This is a genomic window from Microcystis wesenbergii NRERC-220 (assembly GCF_032027425.1).
GTDB lineage: Bacteria > Cyanobacteriota > Cyanobacteriia > Cyanobacteriales > Microcystaceae > Microcystis > Microcystis wesenbergii_A.
Genome location: NZ_JAVSJA010000001.1, coordinates 2445110 through 2463905 on the forward strand (window position 1 = coordinate 2445110; position 18796 = coordinate 2463905).

Annotated in this window: 15 protein-coding genes; 8 read left to right on the forward strand and 7 right to left on the reverse strand. The window is 42.8% G+C overall.

What is annotated here, in order from left to right; translation table 11 throughout:
* Positions 1–370 precede the first annotated feature (370 nt).
* From RAM70_RS12070 to adhE, 4 genes are all read left to right on the forward strand, one after another.
* On the forward strand, positions 371–520 hold the full coding sequence (locus tag RAM70_RS12070) for a hypothetical protein (protein WP_159291492.1): 150 nt from the start codon (positions 371–373) through the stop codon (positions 518–520).
* Positions 521–758: 238 nt separating this feature from the next.
* Positions 759–1010 (forward strand): hypothetical protein, encoded by a 252-nt coding sequence (locus RAM70_RS12075; RefSeq protein WP_045358238.1) that lies wholly within the window; start codon positions 759–761, stop codon positions 1008–1010.
* Between the two features lie 126 nt (positions 1011–1136).
* The gene (locus RAM70_RS12080) at positions 1137–4862 is read left to right on the forward strand and encodes a class I SAM-dependent DNA methyltransferase (RefSeq protein WP_312673899.1); all 3726 of its coding nucleotides are present in this window, start codon (positions 1137–1139) and stop codon (positions 4860–4862) included.
* 317 nt (positions 4863–5179) lie between these two features.
* A complete protein-coding gene (gene adhE, locus RAM70_RS12085; RefSeq protein ID WP_045358258.1) occupies positions 5180–7846 on the forward strand; it encodes a bifunctional acetaldehyde-CoA/alcohol dehydrogenase in 2667 nt (888 codons plus the stop codon).
* 437 nt (positions 7847–8283) lie between these two features.
* Here adhE and gloB read toward each other — a convergent pair whose 3' ends face one another.
* Complete coding sequence (gene gloB / locus RAM70_RS12090; protein WP_190381730.1) at positions 8284–9057, reverse strand: hydroxyacylglutathione hydrolase; 774 nt, start codon at positions 9055–9057, stop codon at positions 8284–8286.
* 163 nt (positions 9058–9220) lie between these two features.
* On the opposite strand from gloB, the gene RAM70_RS12095 reads away from it, so the two are divergent.
* Together RAM70_RS12095 and RAM70_RS12100 are read left to right on the forward strand one after the other, a co-directional pair.
* The gene (locus RAM70_RS12095) at positions 9221–9778 is read left to right on the forward strand and encodes a Panacea domain-containing protein (RefSeq protein WP_312673904.1); all 558 of its coding nucleotides are present in this window, start codon (positions 9221–9223) and stop codon (positions 9776–9778) included.
* A complete protein-coding gene (locus tag RAM70_RS12100) occupies positions 9771–10160 on the forward strand; it encodes a hypothetical protein (RefSeq protein ID WP_002803334.1) in 390 nt (129 codons plus the stop codon). The genes RAM70_RS12095 and RAM70_RS12100 overlap by 8 nt, the downstream gene beginning before the upstream one ends.
* Before the next feature lie 35 nt (positions 10161–10195).
* Here RAM70_RS12100 and RAM70_RS12105 read toward each other — a convergent pair whose 3' ends face one another.
* Entirely contained in the window at positions 10196–12046 is a 1851-nt protein-coding gene (locus RAM70_RS12105) for a polysaccharide deacetylase family protein (RefSeq protein ID WP_312673905.1), read from the reverse strand.
* 534 nt (positions 12047–12580) lie between these two features.
* On the opposite strand from RAM70_RS12105, the gene RAM70_RS12110 reads away from it, so the two are divergent.
* Entirely contained in the window at positions 12581–13732 is a 1152-nt protein-coding gene (locus RAM70_RS12110) for an NAD-dependent epimerase/dehydratase family protein (protein WP_045358229.1), read from the forward strand.
* Between the two features lie 272 nt (positions 13733–14004).
* On the forward strand, positions 14005–14889 hold the full coding sequence (locus RAM70_RS12115) for a hypothetical protein (RefSeq protein WP_312673906.1): 885 nt from the start codon (positions 14005–14007) through the stop codon (positions 14887–14889).
* Positions 14890–14920: 31 nt separating this feature from the next.
* Here RAM70_RS12115 and RAM70_RS12120 read toward each other — a convergent pair whose 3' ends face one another.
* The 5 genes from RAM70_RS12120 to hpsN form a co-directional block, all read right to left on the reverse strand.
* On the reverse strand, positions 14921–15421 hold the full coding sequence (locus RAM70_RS12120) for a Spy/CpxP family protein refolding chaperone (protein WP_045358227.1): 501 nt from the start codon (positions 15419–15421) through the stop codon (positions 14921–14923).
* A gap of 20 nt (positions 15422–15441) precedes the next feature.
* Positions 15442–15816 (reverse strand): hypothetical protein, encoded by a 375-nt coding sequence (locus RAM70_RS12125; protein ID WP_045358226.1) that lies wholly within the window; start codon positions 15814–15816, stop codon positions 15442–15444.
* Positions 15816–16400, reverse strand: a complete 585-nt coding sequence (locus RAM70_RS12130; RefSeq protein WP_045358224.1) for a sigma-70 family RNA polymerase sigma factor — start codon at positions 16398–16400, stop codon at positions 15816–15818. Before RAM70_RS12130 ends, RAM70_RS12125 begins: the two co-directional genes overlap by 1 nt.
* Positions 16401–16627: 227 nt before the next feature.
* The gene (gene hpsO / locus RAM70_RS12135; RefSeq protein WP_312673911.1) at positions 16628–17797 is read right to left on the reverse strand and encodes a hormogonium polysaccharide biosynthesis glycosyltransferase HpsO; all 1170 of its coding nucleotides are present in this window, start codon (positions 17795–17797) and stop codon (positions 16628–16630) included.
* Positions 17794–18789, reverse strand: coding sequence for a hormogonium polysaccharide biosynthesis glycosyltransferase HpsN (hpsN, locus tag RAM70_RS12140; RefSeq protein ID WP_287999645.1), 996 nt, complete (start codon positions 18787–18789; stop codon positions 17794–17796). The genes hpsO and hpsN overlap by 4 nt, the downstream gene beginning before the upstream one ends.
* Between the last annotated feature and the right edge of the window lie 7 nt (positions 18790–18796).

The window sequence follows — 18796 nt, forward strand, 5'->3', positions numbered from 1 at the left end:
TTTGGCTATTTAGTAAAATAAGATCAAGCTGAAGATAACAATAATTGTAACTGCTCGGTCTCGCGTAGCGAGCGCGTTGCGACCGCTTCCTTTAAACTTTCTACCCCTGCAAACTTACTGGCAATTTCCCTCACCTCTTGGGAAGTGGGGAGATTTTCTAAAAACCCTTGACAAATGGCGAGACTTGCTTTAGACTTTTTAGATAATGGGAATCCGTGCGCAAATATATATATAGTTTTTGAGCAAAGATAAGAGAGAAAAAAATAGACTCCAAAACCGGGTTGAGTAGGAAGAGGATATAAGGTATGAAGACAGAAAATTTCTCTCCCCGACAAGCATTAAACAAAGCATTCCTGAGTAGGGATAATTCATGAATTATCCCTACGGAATTATCCCTACGGAATTATCCCTACGGAATTATCCCTACGGAATTATCCCTACGGAATTATCCCTACGGAATTATCCCTACGGAATTATCCCTACGGAATTATCCCTACGATCTGAATTGTTGTTACGGTGATTATAAAATCGGCTCGATTTTTTTTCTAAAAACCCTTGACAAATGGCGAGACTTGCTTTAGACTTTTTAGATAATGGGAATCCGTGCGCAAATATATATATAGTTTTTGAGCGAAGATAAGAGAGAAAAAAATAGACTCCAAAACCGGGTTGAGTAGGAAGAGGATATAAGGTATGAAGACAGAAAATTTCTCTCCCCGACAAGCATTAAACAAAGCATTCCTGAGTAGGGATAATTCATGAATTATCCCTACGGAATTATCCCTACGGAATTATCCTTACGGAATTATCCCTACGGAATTATCCCTACGGAATTATCCCTACGGAATTATCCTTACGGAATTATCCTTACGGAATTATCCTTACGGAATTATCCTTACGGAATTATCCTTACGGAATTATCCCTACGGAATTATCCTTACGATCTGAATTGTTGTTACGGTGATTATAAAATCGGCTCGATTTTTTTTCTAAAAACCCTTGACAAATGACGAGACTTGCTTTAGACTTTTTAGATAATGGGAATCCGTGCGCAAATATATATAGGGTTTTTGAGCAAAGATAAGAGAGAAAAAAATAGACTCCAAAATCGGGTTGAGTAGGAAGAGGATAAAGGTATGAAGACAGAAAATTTCTCTCCCCGACAAGCATTAAACAAAGCATTCCTAAGAGTCAAACCGAGTCGTAGTCAGGTAGAGAAGTTTCAAACCCACCTAGGACAACTTTTGGGGAGTATAAACGAGACAGAATCAGAGGAGTTCCATAAAAACCTGCTTGCAGACTTTCTCAAACACAGCTACTATAGTCCCCAACATTTCATCAACACCAAGGGAAGGAATGATTTAGTCATCCATAATGGGAAAGAATCGCGGGATTCCGTGGGGGTAATACTGGAAGTCAAGAAACCCAGCAATAAAAGCGAGATGCTGCGGAGAGACAAACTCAACTGTAAAGCATTACAGGAATTACTCCTCTACTTCCTACGGGAAAGGATAACCGAGAAAAACCTAGAGATAAAACACCTGATTGCTACCAATATATATGAGTGGTTTATCTTCGATGGGAATATCTTCGAGAGACTATTCGCACAAAATCAGGAACTTGTCAGACAGTTTAATGACTTTGAGACGGGGAGACTAACGGGAAAAACCACCGACTTCTTCTACAAACAGATAGGAGAACCCTTCCTTAACTCCATACTCGATTCCCTGACATACACCCATTTTGACTTGCGGGAATACTCCCAAACCATCCGGGAAGACGAACATAACCTCATCAGTCTCTATAAAATCTTTTCTCCCGAACACCTCTTAAAACTCCCCTTTGCGAACGATAGCAACAGTCTCGACAAAAACTTTTATAGTGAACTGCTGCATATCATCGGATTGACAGAGATAAAAGAGGGAGGAAAAAAACTCATCCAACGTCTGCAACCGGCAGCGCGACAACCCGGTTCGCTGCTAGAGAACGCTATCAGTCAAGTGGAGAGTTTAGATAAAATCTCTCGTTTACCCAATCCCGAAGAATTTGGGGAGACGGAAGAGGAGAGACTATTGAATATCGGTTTAGAGTTGGGGATAACCTGGATAAATAGAATCCTCTTCCTCAAACTATTAGAAGCGCAGATAATTAGGTATCATCGGGGGGATAAATCCCTAGGGTTTCTCAATTTAGGCAAAATTGCCGACTATGACGACTTAAATCGCTTATTTTTCAGCGTCTTAGCAAAAAAACAGTCAGAAAGAAGCAAAGACATCCAGAATACCTATACTCAGGTTCCCTATCTCAACAGTTCCCTATTTGAACCGACGGAATTAGAACAGTCAACCATAGTCATCAGTAACCTGCGTTCGGAGAATATAGAGATTTTTGCAGGAACAGTCTTAAAGGATAGTCAGGGGAAAAAGCGAACAGGAGAAATCAACGCTTTAGCATACCTATTCGAGTTTCTCAATGCCTACGATTTTAGCAGCGAAGGTGGGGAAGCGATACAGGAGGATAATAAGACTCTTATCAATGCGTCAGTGTTGGGATTAATCTTCGAGAAAATCAACGGATATAAGGATGGTTCCTTTTTCACCCCCGGTTTCATCACTATGTATATGTGTCGGGAAACGATTCGACGCGCAGTAATAGAGAAATTTAACCAGAGTCAGGGATGGGATTGTCAGACTATCGAGGATGTGTATAACCGCATCAAAGATAAAACGGCAGCCAATGCTATTATCAATAGTCTCAAAATTTGTGATCCTGCGGTGGGTTCGGGACATTTTCTTGTTTCTGCTTTGAACGAGATAATCGCGATTAAGAGTGAGTTACAGATTTTAGTGGATAAAGAGGGTAAAACTCTCAGGGATTATCGGGTTGAGGTGGTGAACGATGAGTTAATCGTCACCGATGATGACGGTAATCTGTTTGAATATAATCCCCGCAACCGAGAAAGTCAGCGAGTACAGGAGACTTTATTTCAGGAAAAACAGCGTCTGATTGAGGGGTGTCTCTTTGGAGTTGATATCAATCCCAACTCGGTGAAAATCTGTCGGTTGCGTTTATGGATTGAGTTACTCAAGAATGCTTACTACAAAGCAGATAATGAGTTAGAGACGTTACCGAATATCGATATTAATATCAAGGTTGGCAATTCTCTGATTAGTCGCTTTGGGTTATCCAATGATTTACAAGTCTTTTCCCGCAAAAATCGTTTAAGTATCGAGAGTTATAAGGATGCGGTGAGAGTCTATCGCAATGCGGAGGATAAATCGCAAAAGCGTGAGATGGAGAGATTGATAAGTGAGATTAAGAGTAGTTTTCGTCAGACTTTACAGTTAGATAATCCTCTGAAAAAGCGCTTGCGGGGTTTGGAAACGGATTTATATAGTCTAGAGAATCAAATTTTATTATTTGAGGAGTCACCCAAGGAAAAGAAAGCGCGGGAAAGGAAGATTAGTCAGTTAAGGAATGAGATTGATAAGTTACGTCCGCAACTGGAGGAGATTGAAAGCGGTAAGATTTATCATAATGCTTTTGAATGGCGCTTCGAGTTCCCCGAAGTTCTAGATGATAAGGGGAATTTTATCGGTTTTGATGTGGTAATTGGCAATCCTCCTTATATCCGACAGGAGGAACTCAAAAATATTAAACCTATCTTGCAGAAAATTTATCAATCCTATACCGGGATTGCCGATTTATTTGTCTATTTCTATGAGAGGGGTTTACAAATACTCAAAACTAAAGGTTATTTAACTTATATCTCCTCAAATAAATATTTTCGTTCGGGATACGGGGAAAAATTAAGACAACTTCTCAGCAATTCGACCAAAATTTTTAATTTAATTGACTTTGGTGATTTTCCTGTCTTTGAAGAAGCTACCGCTTATCCCAGTATTATCGCTTTAAGTAAAGATAAATGTGATGGCAATCAGTTTAAAGCTTTAGCTTGGGATAAACACAAAGAGCAAAATATCACCCAGTTTGCCACAATTCTAGAACAAGATTATCTAACCATCACTCAAGCTAATTTATCTGCTGATGGTTGGAAATTAGAATCTTCACAAACTTTAGATTTATTGGCTAAATTGCAAAAAGTCGGTACTCCTTTGGGAGAATATGTAAAAGGTAGATTTTATCGAGGAATAACCACAGGTTTAAATGAAGCTTTTGTGATTGATAAAATCACCCGCGATAGATTAATTAGTGAACATCCCTCCTCCGAGGAAGTTATTAAACCTTTTCTCCGAGGACGAGATGTAAAAAGATGGTGCGTAGAATATAAAGATTTATGGATAATCTTTACCAGAAGGGGAATTGATATTAAAAAATACCCTGCAATTGAACAGTATTTGAGTCAATACAAACAAAAATTGACTCCAGGTATAGGAAGAAAAGTAGGGAGTTATAAATGGTATGAAATCCAAGATAATATCGCTTACTGGCAAGAATTTGAACAACCTAAAATTATTATTCCTGCTATCGTCAATAATGTTGAATATACCCTAGATTTATGTGGATATTATAGCAATGATAAAACTTCAATCTGTATAACTGATAATGCTTATTGTCTGTTAGCTATTTTAAATTCTTCAATAATGTGGTGGTTTATTCAACAGATAGCATCATCTAAACAGGGGGGTTTTTTTGAATTTAAACCGATGTATGTTTCTCAGATTCCAGTTGTTGACATTGATAATCCTAAAAAACAAGCGATCGAATATCTAGTTAAACAATGTTTAGAAGCTAAGGGAAAAGAAGTCAAGGAGTTAGAAACAAAAATTAACCAAATAGTGTATGAATTGTATGGATTAAGCGAGGAAGAAATCAGGATAATAGAGGGGGGAATAAAATAAATATAAATGTAGTAACGCACCCAAAAGCATCCCAAAGGACTGACAAAAATTTGATCCCCCTAAATCCCCCTTAAAAAGGGGGACTTAAATTTGATACATTAGTTCTCATGATAAATTCTGTTTTTAATAGTATGATAAACTCCCAATCGAACTTTAAAACCCATCTCCCCACTTCCCCATACCTATTACCTAGAATTATTAGTATTCTATAATACCAATGCTTAGGAAACTATAAAGAAAATCCCAAGATTGAGCGAGTACCTTGGCGAAAAAAGCTATAATAGAATAAAATGCCTAATTTTTTCAACAAAATTGTTATGATAGTTACCAATAGACAAGAGCTAGAAGAACTGATACAACAGGTAAAAAAAGCTCAACAACAATTTGCCAACTATAACCAAGAACAAGTAGATCTTATCTTCAAAAAAGCCGCATTAGCAGCCAACAACGCGCGCATTCCTTTGGCTAAAATGGCAGTACAAGAGACAGGGATGGGAGTAATAGAAGATAAAGTGATTAAAAACCATTTTGCCTCAGAAATCATCTACAACAAATATAAACACAGCAAAACCTGCGGAATTATCGAAGAAGATAAATCCTTTGGATTGCAAAAAATCGCCGAACCCGTGGGCATTTTAGCGGGGATCGTACCCACTACAAATCCCACCTCCACAGCCATTTTTAAAGCCCTAATTGCCCTGAAAACCCGCAACGGCATCATTTTTTCCCCCCATCCGCGAGCCAAAGACTGCACGATCGCGGCGGCCAAAATAGTCTTAGAAGCGGCCGTCAAAGCGGGCGCACCAGCCGGTATTATTGGTTGGATCGATCAGCCATCGGTGGAACTTTCCCAAGCATTAATGCAACATCCCAGCATTAATTTAATCCTTGCTACCGGCGGTCCGGGTATGGTAAAAGCGGCCTATTCTTCCGGAAGACCTTCCCTAGGAGTCGGTGCCGGCAATACCCCCGCTTTAGTGGACGAAACCGCTCACATAAAAATGGCCGTTTCCTCGATTATTCTCAGTAAAACCTTCGATAACGGCATGATTTGCGCCTCGGAACAATCGGTAATCGTTGTCGATAGCATCTATGAAGAAGTTCGACAGGAATTTATTGATCGCGGGGCCTATCTTCTTTCCCCCGAAGAAAGGGAAAAAGTCGTCGGGATTCTCCTCAAAGATGGTCATATCAACCCCGATATCGTCGGACAACCGGTAGAAAAATTAGCCACCATGGCCGGAATTTCCGTTCCCGAAGATACCCGCTTACTAATCGGAGAAGTGGAAAATATTGGCTTAGAGGAACCATTTTCCTACGAAAAACTCTCGCCAATTTTAGCCATGTACCGGGCGAAAGACTTTGAAGATGGGGTCAAAAAAGCCGAAAAACTGGTCTTATTTGCCGGTCGAGGTCATACGGCCGTGCTTTATACCGCACCCTCCAATCGGGAACATATTAAGCACTTTCAAGACAACGTACAAACAGCCCGGGTATTAATTAATACCCCTTCCTCCCAGGGTGCGATTGGTGATATCTATAACTTCCGTCTCGATCCTAGTTTAACCCTCGGTTGTGGCACTTGGGGCGGTAATTCCATCAGCGAAAACGTCGAACCTACCCACCTATTAAATATTAAAACCGTAGCCGAGCGCCGGGAAAATATGCTTTGGTTCCGAGTACCACCAAAAGTATATTTTAAATACGGAGCATTACCCGTCGCTATTCGGGAATTAGCCGGCAAAAAACGGGCCTTTATTGTCACCGATAAACCTCTTTTTGACCTAGGAGTTACCGCAGCTTTAGAGGAGGTTTTAGAAGAAATCGGCATCACGATTAATATCTTTTATGATGTGGAACCCGATCCTTCCCTAGAAACCGTCGAACGGGGGTTAAATGTCATTAATACCTTCAATCCCGATGTAATTATCGCTATCGGTGGTGGTTCCCCCATGGATGCCGCTAAAATCATGTGGCTACTCTACGAGCATCCAGAGATAGAATTCGAGAGCTTGGCCATGCGTTTTATGGATATCCGCAAACGAGTCTATGAATTGCCCCCTTTAGGCGAAAAAGCTCTCATGGTGTGTATTCCCACCACTTCGGGAACAGGATCAGAAGTGACTCCCTTCGCCGTCGTGACCGATCGCCGTAATAATATTAAGTATCCTTTGGCAGATTATGCCCTAACTCCCAGCATGGCCATCGTCGATCCAGAATTAGTGCTGAATATGCCGAAAAAATTGACAGCCTACGGCGGAATTGACGCTTTAACTCACGCTCTTGAGGCCTACGTCTCGGTTTTAGCCTCAGAGTACACCAATGCTCTTGCTCAAGATGCCATCCGACTGCTGTTTAAATACTTGCCCAGTTCCTATCATAACGGAGCTAAAGACCCGAAAGCGCGGGAAAAAGTCCATTACGCGGCGACAATGGCAGGAATGGCCTTCGCTAATGGCTTTTTAGGCATCTGTCACTCCATGGCCCACCAATTGGGGGCAATTTTCCACATTCCCCACGGTCTAGCCAATGCCTTGATGATTTCCCACGTCATCCTCTATAATGCCACCGATGCCCCCTTTAAACAGGCGACTTTCTCTCAGTACAAATATCCTAACGTGAAGTGGCGCTATGCCAGGATCGCTCATTCCTTGGGATTGGGAGGAGAAAGCGAGACCGAAAGTGTGGAAAGATTGGTATTAGCGATCGAATGTTTAAAACGGGAAATCGGTATTCCGGCCAGTATTAAAGAGGTAATTCCCGAAAGTGAAGCCGAATTTATGGCCAAATTAGACCATTTAGCTGAACAAGCCTTCGATGATCAGTGTACCGGAGCCAATCCCCGTTATCCCCTGATTGAGGACTTAAAAACCCTGTTAATCCAAGCTTATCACGGCAATTTGCCCCTAGAGGTGGCGGTAAATGGTCACGGTGATGTCAGTCTTGCCGATTTGAAGTTAGAGCCGCAACCGTTGAGCTTGTAGGGATAGATTTTGCCTTTGATCCCCCCTACTCCCTGTAGGGTTGATTCATGAATCAACCCTACACCCCACACCCCACACCCCACACCCCACACCCCACACCCTACACCCCACACCCCACACCCCACACCCTACCCCCCTTAATAAGGGGATATCCCCCCTACCCCCCTTAATAAGGGGGGCTAACCACAGAAACCAAAAACCTACCTACTTAGGGTTTGCTGAATAAATGTGAAATGTAGGCAAAGTAAGGGTTTTGGGGCTTTTCTCGCGAAACAGGTGCAAGATTTTGAGAGAATCGTCGTTCAAAACCTTGCATCTTCATCGGCCCGCGTCCTGTAGGGGCGAAGCATTCGGGCAATAACCTATCGGTGAAACCGTAGATTTTCTATCCGAATGCTTCGCCCGTACTTTTTCAGCAGACCCTACTTAGCCACTACTTAAAAATTATCTTTTTTGCCCCGCAGCCGTGCAAACACTTGTATTGGTTCGCTGCTATCCATGGTCATGGCCAAAGCGGGACTATCCCAACGCAAAAAAGGATTAGTCAGCTTTTCCGTCCCCAAAATTGCCGGAATCGTGGGAATATCTTCAGCGCGATTTTTCTCCACTTCCCGATAACGCTGTTGCAGAGCAGCATTATTAGGGTCAACTGTCAAGGCAAACTTTAAATTATTTAACGTATATTCGTGAGCGCACCAAACCCTAGTCTGGTCGGGCAGCGATCGCAATTTAGTTAAAGAAGCCACCATTTGGCCCGGTGTTCCCTCAAATAAACGACCACACCCCCCCGAAAACAGGGTATCACCACAGAATAACTCACCGTAATCTCCGGGGTTAACCGGGGGAAAATAATAGGCAATATGAGCGCGAGTGTGGCCGGGGACAAAGAAAACCTCGGCCCAGCGACCGGCAAATTCCACCCGATCCCCCTCCTCTAAAAACAGCTGCTGGCCCGGAATGCGACCGCGATCCTCCTTTCCCCCATAAACACAAAGATGGGGATAACGATTAATTAAAGCCTGATTAGCCCCCACATGGTCGCCGTGGTGATGAGTATTAAAAATAGCGACTAAATCCACCTGTAAAGCCTCTAATCGCCTGAAAACGGGTTCAGGTTCCGCCGGATCCACCACGGCCGCGATTTTTTGCGCTCGATCGTAGAGGAGGAAAATATAATTATCGGAAAGGGCGTTAAGACGTTCGATCTCCATGGTAGAATTTTGGGCTAAGGTTTAACTCGATCATACCTATAGCAGCATCTTTGAGAAATCAGGCTAGAAACCTCAACCACTGGGACAAAATCTTAAATATGGCCGATGTAGAATAATAACTATAATAAAAGTGTCATAAAAAAGCAGTGAATTTATAGTAGTTATGACGATCAAATTTCGGTTTCATCCAGAGAAAGCAGTTGAAGCCGCTGCTATACTCTTAAAGCTGCACGGCAAACCGATGAAGTATTTAGGGTTGCTGAAAATGCTCTATATAGCTGACCGTCTTGCTTTAAAAACCATGGATCAACCAATTACTGGGGATAGATATGTATCAATGGATTATGGACCGGTTCTCAGTGGTGTTTATGATTTGATTAAAGGACAGCCCGTGGACTCTGCTTTACCCCTGTGGTCGAAATATATTTCTCCCCGGGATTCTAATTATGTTGACCTGCTGCAATATCCCGGCAATGAAGAACTCTGTGAAGAAGAAGAAATGATTCTTAAACAGGTTTACAAGACTTTTGGCCATCTCGATCCCTTTCATGTAGCCGAATGGACTCACGATTTACCAGAATGGAAGGATCCCCATGGTTCGGCTATTCCAATTTTAGTGGAGGATGTTTTGCGATCTATGGGTAAAACGGAGGAGGAAATCGAAGATATTAGCCAAGAAGCCCAGCGAGAAGCCTATTTAGATGGAGCTTTACATGGCTAGTCTGGTAGTCAAGCTGGGGGATGCCTTTTTAATTGATACACCCCCTAATAAGCAACATCTCTATATTGCGATCGCAAAGACTTCTGAAAATAGATATTTATTTGTCAATGTTACAACTCGAAGAAGCAGTTCGGAAGCTACTTGTGTGCTTTTGCCCGGCCTTGGTGTCCCGAATTTTATCGTCTGTGAATCCGTGATTGCCTATCAATTTGCCCGGGAGATGGATGCCACGGAATTAGCCAGTTTAATCACTGCGGGTAGTCCGATTCCAAAAGGCTCCTGTTCAGCCACAATTCTCGCACAGATTCAGCAAGGTGGTCTAGTTTCTCCACGACTGAAAAACAAGTACAAAATTGCTCTTAGAGCTTTCTTAGATACATAGCTTCAGCCGTTTTCTGGTTAGCAACTTTTTGTCCCCTAACTCCCCGCAGGACAGGAATCGGCGAAAATTACGCAGGGAATCCCCACATGACTAACGGGAACAATATAGGTTTCTGTGGGGGGAAATAAAGCGACAACGTGGGGAACGGGACGGGGAGTATAATGCACTTGCGACTGGCCTTGATAAGCGAGGGAGGTGCTTGCTCCTGAATCCAACATCACCGCGTCCCGAAAGCCTGCCTGTACTAATAATTCTCCCAAAGCCATGGAATCGATCGGCTCTCTGGAAACCCCGATTACTGGCTGTCCTGCCTGATTAATCCCCCAAAAAGCCCGGTGACGCAGGGCATCAAAACCGTAAAGTGTACCAAAGGATTCTCGGGATTGTGGTTGTCCATCTTTGACTAACCAAGCGGCCGCGACAAAAGCATCCGTCACCTTGAGATCATCTCCGGCCTCCGCTGCGATTCCTTCTAGGGTATTATGACGGACAGGATCAAAAGGAAGATAACGCACCCATCGATCGGTAATGATTACTAAAGGACGACCCTCTAACTTGCCGATTTCCCCTTCATATCCCGGGATAAAGCCGCCATTTTCGCTTAAAACCGGCCCGATCATCTGATTTGAGTCCAATTCCTTGAGGGAGAAAAAACCGCCATCTACAGCCGCGATCGCTTCTGTGCCGGCGATAATTTCCTCCACTTGATAACGACTATCAGCGTGGATGGTTTTGGGAATACCGCCACTAATCAGAACAAGTGTATTAGTTGGAAATTCCACTTCCCGTTTTTGGATGGTGGTGGCAAAGTTAAAACCGCCATCCCTACGGGGTAAGGGATCACCTCCCCAAGCTTGCGGTACAACTTCTCGCGTGCGCGATTGCCCAAAGCGTCCAATAGTGAGTAAATCGGGGGATTGTCCGGCAAAATGCTCATCGAGGTCATTCATCGATAAAGCAGCCCGATAACCCGCTTTTTTGACGAATTCCTTCACTCGATCGTCCGCCTTCCCTTCCGGATAGGTGAAATAATTAATCGGAATGCCCAATTCTTTTTCTAAGATTTGTTTCGATTGCTTGACTTCTTGCTCCAAATCTGCATCGGACAATAACCTTAAATCCCGGGGATGACTGACACTATGGGAGACAATTTGTACTAGAGGATCGGCGGCCATTTCCCGGAGTTGTTGCCAAGTGACACTGGTTCTGCCAGTTTTTTGAGTCATTTTATTGATATAAATCGAGAAAACAGCAGGATAGCCGTATTTTCTCAATAAAGGATAGACATACTGGTAATGTCCCCCATAACCATCATCAAAAGTTAATAAAACTGGTTTAGCGGGAAGGGGAATACCTGTCCGCAGATGGGAAATTAACCAATCGATACTGATAGGAGTTGCCCCGATTTCCCGCAAAAATTGAAAATGTGCCTCTAATTCGCCAGGAGTAACGTCAAAGAATACCTCTTTTTCCGGTAAAATGTCGTGATACATTAAGATCGGTACTTTTGTCTCTTGAGCGCGGGGATGAATTTCTGGCCAGGGTGCTAATTCGATCGCTGTTGCCGAGTTATTTTGCCAATTATCGAGACTAATATCGTTTTTTTGGAGAGATAGGGAAAAAATCACTCGATCGGAGAGGTTTTTATAGGTTTTACAATCAAAAATTCTCGATATATCCTTAAAAGAACTATTTTCTAGGACATAATCCGCGCATTCCGGTTGAAACTCCCTAAAAGGTGCGGGGAGAGAATCACCCCCCACCAGAGCATTAGAACGAGGATAGAGAGAACTTGCCCAAATAATCAGACAAACGACGATAAATGCCAAAAATCCGTATAGGGGAAGGAAAGAAAAGGAAGATTTTTGCCGAGCTTGCCAACGCATAAGATCAAGTAATAAAGTAAAAAGTAGAAAAGAAAAAGTAAAAAAGCAGATAGGCCTTGAGTTACCGAAAAAAACTGCCTTTTATCTAGATTTTTGGCTTTTGTTTTCTCGTCAGCAAAGCCCACTGATTACAAGCTGAGTTTCCCCATAATCCGTTCCCTTGTCAAGTTTTCTAGAACACCCTCATCAGTTATCAGTTATCAGTTATCAGTTATCAGTGAGCAGTGAGCAGTGAGCAGTGAGCAGTGAGCAGTGAGCAGATTTGAGTTTTCAGTGGACAGTGGTAATCAGTGAGCAGTTGTCAATAGACTACCTTTATTGATTCTCCCATCTCCCCCCACTGATAACTGGTTACTGTTTACTGATCACTGAAAAACCCCACACCCTACACCCCACTTCCCCATTTCCCCATCACCCCACACCCCACACCCCACACCCCACACCCCGCTATGTTCACGCAGACTAAGTTGGTAAAGCGTGACACAAAACTGCTAGAGTGAGCAAAGACGAGTATATAAACTTTACAGATATTGTATGAGAGTTTTGGTTATTGGCGGAGACGGCTATTGTGGTTGGGCAACGGCACTCCATCTATCAAATAGAGGTTACGAAGTAGGCATACTTGATAGTTTAGTTCGTCGCTATTGGGACTTACAATTAGGCTGCGATACCTTAACACCGATCGCACCCATATCTCATCGGATTCAACGCTGGCAAGATCTGACGGGAAAATCGCTCGATCTTTTTGTCGGGGATATCAATAACTACGACTTTTTGATTCAATCCCTGCGACAGTTTCAACCGGATGCGATTGTTCACTTCGGAGAACAGAGATCTGCACCCTTCTCCATGATTGATCGCGAACACGCAGTTTTAACCCAAGTTAACAACGTTGTTGGCAATTTAAACATCCTCTACGCGATGAAAGAGGAATTTCCCGACGCGCACCTAGTGAAACTGGGAACGATGGGTGAGTATGGGACACCTAATATAGATATTGAAGAAGGCTACATCACGATCGAACATAACGGTCGTAAGGATACTTTACCCTATCCCAAACAGCCCGGTAGTATGTACCATCTCAGCAAAGTCCACGATAGCCATAATATCCATTTTGCCTGTCGGATGTGGGGTTTAAAAGCCACAGATCTCAATCAAGGGGTGGTTTATGGAGTCCTCACCGAAGAAACGGGAATGGATGAGATGTTAATTAACCGTCTCGATTACGATGGGGTTTTTGGTACTGCTTTAAACCGTTTTTGTATTCAAGCGGCGATCGGTCATCCCCTGACAGTGTACGGTAAAGGTGGTCAAACGCGAGGATTTTTAGATATCCGCGATACCGTGCGTTGTTTGGAATTAGCGCTCGCAAATCCCGCTCAATCGGGAGAATTCCGCGTCTTTAACCAATTTACCGAATTGTTTAGCGTCGGTGACTTGGCACTGATGGTTAAAAAAGCTGGTTCCGCACTAGGGTTAAATGTGGAGATTAACAATCTTGACAACCCGCGCATCGAGTTAGAGGAACATTATTTCAAGGCTAAAAACACGAAATTACTCGATCTAGGCCTACAACCTCACTATCTCTCCGATTCTCTCCTCGATTCCCTCCTAAACTTCGCCACCAAGTACAGAGAGCGGGTAGATATGAATCATATCCTACCAAAAGTCACTTGGAAACGATAATTTATCAGTAAATGATAAGTTGAGGATGGGGTAGTAACCCATCCTTTGCGTTTTTCTCCAGAAATCGAGCATTGCAGTTGTCACCCGATTTTGCTCGTGTTAGGATACACTCAGGCAAGATTAATGTTTAGCCTAGATATAACCTTAATTTTTTTTACTTCTAAATTCCTCCTTTGGTCTTAGGATTATTTGCCTATGCCTAATCAATCGCTTCTAAAAACCTATTTTGCATTTTACATTTTCCTAATCACCATCCCAAATTGTCAAAAAATATGAGAAAACTAGCTTGGCAAAAACTGGCTCCATTGTTACTTTGTGGTTTAATTGCTACGGGTTGTGATCAAGACAAAAATTCTTTGACGGAACCGATCAATTGGCAATCCATATTATCGGAAAGTTTGGCAGATTTAGACCTAGAAAATATTTCCCTTGATCAGCTTTTAGGAATTTTAAATAGTCTCTCACTTTTTCCTGACGATATCATAGGAATTGACGAAAACTGTCTGGCCGAGAGCGGAGATATCGGCAGCTCCCTAGCCAGCAATAGAAGCATTACCTGTCAATTACAATTGAGTAATGGCGAATGGGTAAGTATTGTTGTTAACCGAGATTTATTCGGCCTTGACAATATCCCTAACTGTCTGGCCGAGAGCGGAGATATCGGCAGCTCCCTAGCCAGCAATAGAAGCATTACCTGTCAATTACAATTGAGTAATGGCGAATGGGTAAGTATTGTTGTTAACCGAGATTTATTCGGCCTTGACAATATCCCTAATAATAAACTTCAATCAGGTCCCTCATTTACTTTTAACCCTTCGGGGGAAACAACCACAAATCCCGACCCAGAAATTAGAAATTCTGTGGGCGAAAATTGGCTTTCAGCAGAAACAATGATAGGTAATTGGGGTTCAATCGATAATTGGGGTAATTGGGGTTCAGCAGGAGTAACGGTTAATGGGTTTTCAGGAGGCTTCATCAATTATTGGGGTATTTCCACTTCTCTGATTCCGTTCGCGCCTTTTAATCCTGGGCAGCAGGTTAATGTATCGGAATCAAACTCGATCGCCAGCTTAGGATTTTTCAGTATTTTACTGTTCGGACAAAGAACATTCCAATATTTTCGCCGACAATATCAGGCCAAGAAAGTGAAAAAATAGGCAAAAGTTCCTTAATCCGAACTGATAGGAATTATGGTCGTCCGCAATTCGGGGAATTAGGGCAACGTTCCTGCATTAACTGGGAAAATTCGGTTCTTTGAGCAGGAGTTAGGACTTGGCGAATTTCCAAAAAACTTTCAAATTGCAGGTTACTGATTTCTTGGCGATTCCGGGAGATTTGCTGATGTTTAGCACGGATATCTCGATCGGAGGCATTATTGGATAATAAACTATTTAGTTCTTGTTCGTTGCTTCTCAGGTTTTCTCGCAACTTTTTGGTTTTTTCCTGATATTTCTGACGAATAGCGGCAACTTTTGACTTTTGGTCATCGGTAAGGTTTAATTGTTCGATTAGTCCTTCTCTAGAATTATTCATCCGACGGGGACGATTTTCAGGACGCTGGGGAGAGCTAGTTTGAGCGATAAATAGACGATCTTGGGGATAGGATAGCACAGTGGCAGTTGGGACTAGGTTAGCCGCCAGAGTTAAAGCCATGGTTGTGCCGAGAATCGAGAGAGTAGAAAGGGACATAATTGACCTCCACAAAGAAATTAAGGATTATAGGTAGAATAGGTGAGTTGAGGCTCGTTTAAGCTCATCCAAGGCGAACTATAAACGCTAGGAGCAGCAATCGGTGGAGCGATGCTATGGTTCCAACTCTCCACTAAAAAAGCTTCTAACTCCTCGTCAGAAATTTGGCTCAGTTGTGGATGAGGATGAGACCAACGATAGGAAGCAAAAATCAGGGCCGATAAGGCAGTAATACCAGTTATCAAACCCAATAAAGGCGGCAATTTTGGAGAAGTTACCGGCCTTTCTCCCCTAATCATTTGCATTAACTGTTCCTCTTCATCTATCGGTCGAGGTGGCAGCGATGGACGATAGCGACGCAGAAAATTAACCACTTTGTCATCTTCTGGGGACATTAGAGAACTCCTTGTTTTTGCAAAAATTGACCCATGGTTTTACGCGCATAATGAAGACGTGATTTCACCGTACCGAGGGGAATTTCTAAGATTTGGGCGATTTCCTTTTGGGGTAAGTCCTCTAGATCGTGAAGGACGAGGACAGCGCGATGTTCTAAACTGAGAATTTCTAACCCTTGTCGGACCACTTCCTCATAATGCAATTGCATCAAATCGGGACTATCTTGGGGACGGGATTCGCTATCAAGGGAGTTTTCCTCATCAGTGCTTTTGGCCATCCTCATTTGTCTTTTGGCTAATTGTCGCCGACCATCGATCGCTACATTCCAGGTGATCCGATAAACCCAAGTGGAAAAGTATTCAGGTGAACGCAATTTCGGCAACCCGTGCCACACTCTTAAAAATACCTCTTGGACAAAATCCTCTAGGAATTCCTGTCCACAGAGTTGATAGAGAGTAGAGCGGATTTTTGGTTGATAAAGACGGTAAAGGTGACGAAAAGCAGCCCTATCACCCCTTTGACACTTTAAGATTAACTCTCGATCGCTCACACTTGTTTGCTTATCGGTTATCACCTCGATCATTCCCCTCACCCCTAGCTACTTGTCCGTTTAGACTGGGGGGTGTCAAGAATGGTTCATAACCGGTGATCAGTGATCAGTGATCAGTGATCAGTGATCACTGATCACTGATTCAGTGATTCAGTGATCCACTGATCAGTAATCAGTAATCAGCTTTTTTCTTCCTGCTCCCCATCTCCCCACTTCCCTCTCCCCTCTCCCTTCTCCCCTCTCCCTTCTCCCCACTTCCATCACCGAGGGAGTAATTGTTGATAGAAATCCAATTGTTTTTGAGCGAGGGCTTTATTAGTATAATTGGTCATTACTCTCTGATAACCCCTCTGGCCTAATTCTTGAGCGAAGCTGGGATTATCTAAGAGAGTTTGTATAGATTTAGCCAGTGCCTCCCCATCTTTTTCGGGAAAAATTAACCCCGTATCAGCAATAACAAAGGGAATTTCTCCCGAATCAGAACCAATAACAGGAACCTGACAGGCCATGGCTTCAATTAAGACATGACCGAATTGTTCTTTCCAACCGACGGCCGTTAAGGTTTTGACCTGATAGGTGGTTTCTGACGGCAAAACTAAAGTGTTCATCAGGTTAAGATAATTAACTACTTGATCGTGGGGAACACTTTCCACTATCATCAAGCGCTCGCTTATTCCTGCGGCTGTAGCTTCGCTGACTATTTTATCTTTGAGGATTCCCCGACCTAACAGTAATAATTTCCACTTACCTGTTAATTTAGATACGGCTTTAATCAGAGTTAAAATGCCTTTCTCTTCTACAAAACGACCGATAAAACCAATCACAAATTCATCGTTTTCAATGCCTAAAGATCGGGCTAAATCGGGTTGCTTGCTTGGGGAAAAAAGGACTTCATCCACTCCTAATTGCGGTAAAACGGTGTATTTCCCCCTGTAACCACGTTCTTTTAAAACATCTACTCCGTCTTGATTACCGGCGATTAAACCATCGGTATTTTTCAGGTTATAAGCTTCTAACCAAGAGATGGGAAATTTAGGAGTATAGGGAAGATTCCACCAAGTAAAGAATACATTTTTAGCCCGGAGATTTAAGAGACGATTCAGAGTAATAGATTGAGCATAAGCGAGAGATTTAGAACCCTGTTCCACTTGAATAATATCGGGTCTAAATTTTTGCAATAAAGAAATTATATCAGTGCCAAAAGTTAATAAAGATTGGTTATTCTGGCTAAAATTAGAGATAGGAATGACTCGGAAATTATCAGCTATTTTCGGTTGACTTTCAATGATTTTATTTTGGACTCCTCCCGGTTGCCAACGTTGGGGAACAACAATAGTAACCTCAATATTGGGATTTAATCTTGTCAGGGAGCGCAGTTTCTCACAGTTGAGATCAACTATATATGTATGACTAGCGACTAAAATTCTCATAGATTATCTAGTTTTGTATAAATTTGACCATCATTCCAGAGGGACTTTACTTGAGTTTTCAGAGCATCGAGAAAACCTAAACTATAAAAAATTCCCCTAGAAAGGATTTTAATCGGGGAACCACCTTTATTACAGGGAGGATTGCCAAGAACGTGACAATCAAATAATTTAGCATAGAGTCGCAATTGTTGAGCGGGAGTGAGATTTTTCAGAGCCATCAAAAAGTGATTATGATAAAAAGTCGTCTGATAACTCAAAGAACGAGTGCTAATATCATGACAGCCGCCGGTTTCTTCCCCTAAATGAACCAGATAAGCCGTGGGATCGTACCAGACATGATAGGGAGTCCGGCGTAACCTTAAGCAAAAATCCGATTCCTCGCGCACGGCACTGCCACGAAAACGTTCATCGAACCAAATGCCGTATTTCGTAAATATATCCTTCCGGAAAGACATATTACAGCCCCGGGCCGAGATTACCTGCTGGGGTTTAGTGGTGTGGACAAGATCGATGTAATACCAAGCAATGCCTGGATCCATGGCTTGGGGGGGTAAAAAGTCGATTTCGTAGGGTTTGCTGGTATCTGTCACCATTTTTTGGGAGTCACCCAATTTCATGCGATCGAATACCCGACCGGCCACTACACCTATCTCAGGGTTCTTGACAAAATTCTCACCATGTGCTTTGAGATAATTATCCGGTAGCCGCACATCATCATCGATAAAAAGAACGATATCGCCTTGGGCGCGACGGACTCCATAATTTCTGGCCCCAGGTAAACTCGCCCAATCCAGGCGATACCAGCTAATTTTCTGCTGATTAGCCAGATTTTCCAGATAGGATTGTATGGCGGGGCTGTGGGTAGCGGTTTGGTCGATAACTAATACCTCAAAATCGGGATAATCTTGTTTGAGTAGGTCATCGAGGGTATCTTTAAGAGGCTCTTCGCGTCGATAGGTGGGTATGATGACAGAAATCGAGGGAAAATTCATAGCGGGG

Coding starts and splice junctions, on each gene's coding strand:
- hpsO (WP_312673911.1), bottom strand. CDS start 17,797: ATGAGAATTTTAGTCGCTAGTCATACATATATAGTTGATCTCAACTGT.
- adhE (WP_045358258.1), top strand. CDS start 5,180: ATGATAGTTACCAATAGACAAGAGCTAGAAGAACTGATACAACAGGTA.
- RAM70_RS12095 (WP_312673904.1), top strand. CDS start 9,221: ATGACGATCAAATTTCGGTTTCATCCAGAGAAAGCAGTTGAAGCCGCT.
- gloB (WP_190381730.1), bottom strand. CDS start 9,057: ATGGAGATCGAACGTCTTAACGCCCTTTCCGATAATTATATTTTCCTC.
- RAM70_RS12125 (WP_045358226.1), bottom strand. CDS start 15,816: ATGTCCCCAGAAGATGACAAAGTGGTTAATTTTCTGCGTCGCTATCGT.
- RAM70_RS12120 (WP_045358227.1), bottom strand. CDS start 15,421: ATGTCCCTTTCTACTCTCTCGATTCTCGGCACAACCATGGCTTTAACT.
- RAM70_RS12115 (WP_312673906.1), top strand. CDS start 14,005: ATGAGAAAACTAGCTTGGCAAAAACTGGCTCCATTGTTACTTTGTGGT.
- RAM70_RS12100 (WP_002803334.1), top strand. CDS start 9,771: ATGGCTAGTCTGGTAGTCAAGCTGGGGGATGCCTTTTTAATTGATACA.
- RAM70_RS12105 (WP_312673905.1), bottom strand. CDS start 12,046: ATGCGTTGGCAAGCTCGGCAAAAATCTTCCTTTTCTTTCCTTCCCCTA.
- RAM70_RS12070 (WP_159291492.1), top strand. CDS start 371: ATGAATTATCCCTACGGAATTATCCCTACGGAATTATCCCTACGGAAT.
- RAM70_RS12080 (WP_312673899.1), top strand. CDS start 1,137: ATGAAGACAGAAAATTTCTCTCCCCGACAAGCATTAAACAAAGCATTC.
- RAM70_RS12075 (WP_045358238.1), top strand. CDS start 759: ATGAATTATCCCTACGGAATTATCCCTACGGAATTATCCTTACGGAAT.
- RAM70_RS12110 (WP_045358229.1), top strand. CDS start 12,581: ATGAGAGTTTTGGTTATTGGCGGAGACGGCTATTGTGGTTGGGCAACG.
- hpsN (WP_287999645.1), bottom strand. CDS start 18,789: ATGAATTTTCCCTCGATTTCTGTCATCATACCCACCTATCGACGCGAA.
- RAM70_RS12130 (WP_045358224.1), bottom strand. CDS start 16,400: ATGATCGAGGTGATAACCGATAAGCAAACAAGTGTGAGCGATCGAGAG.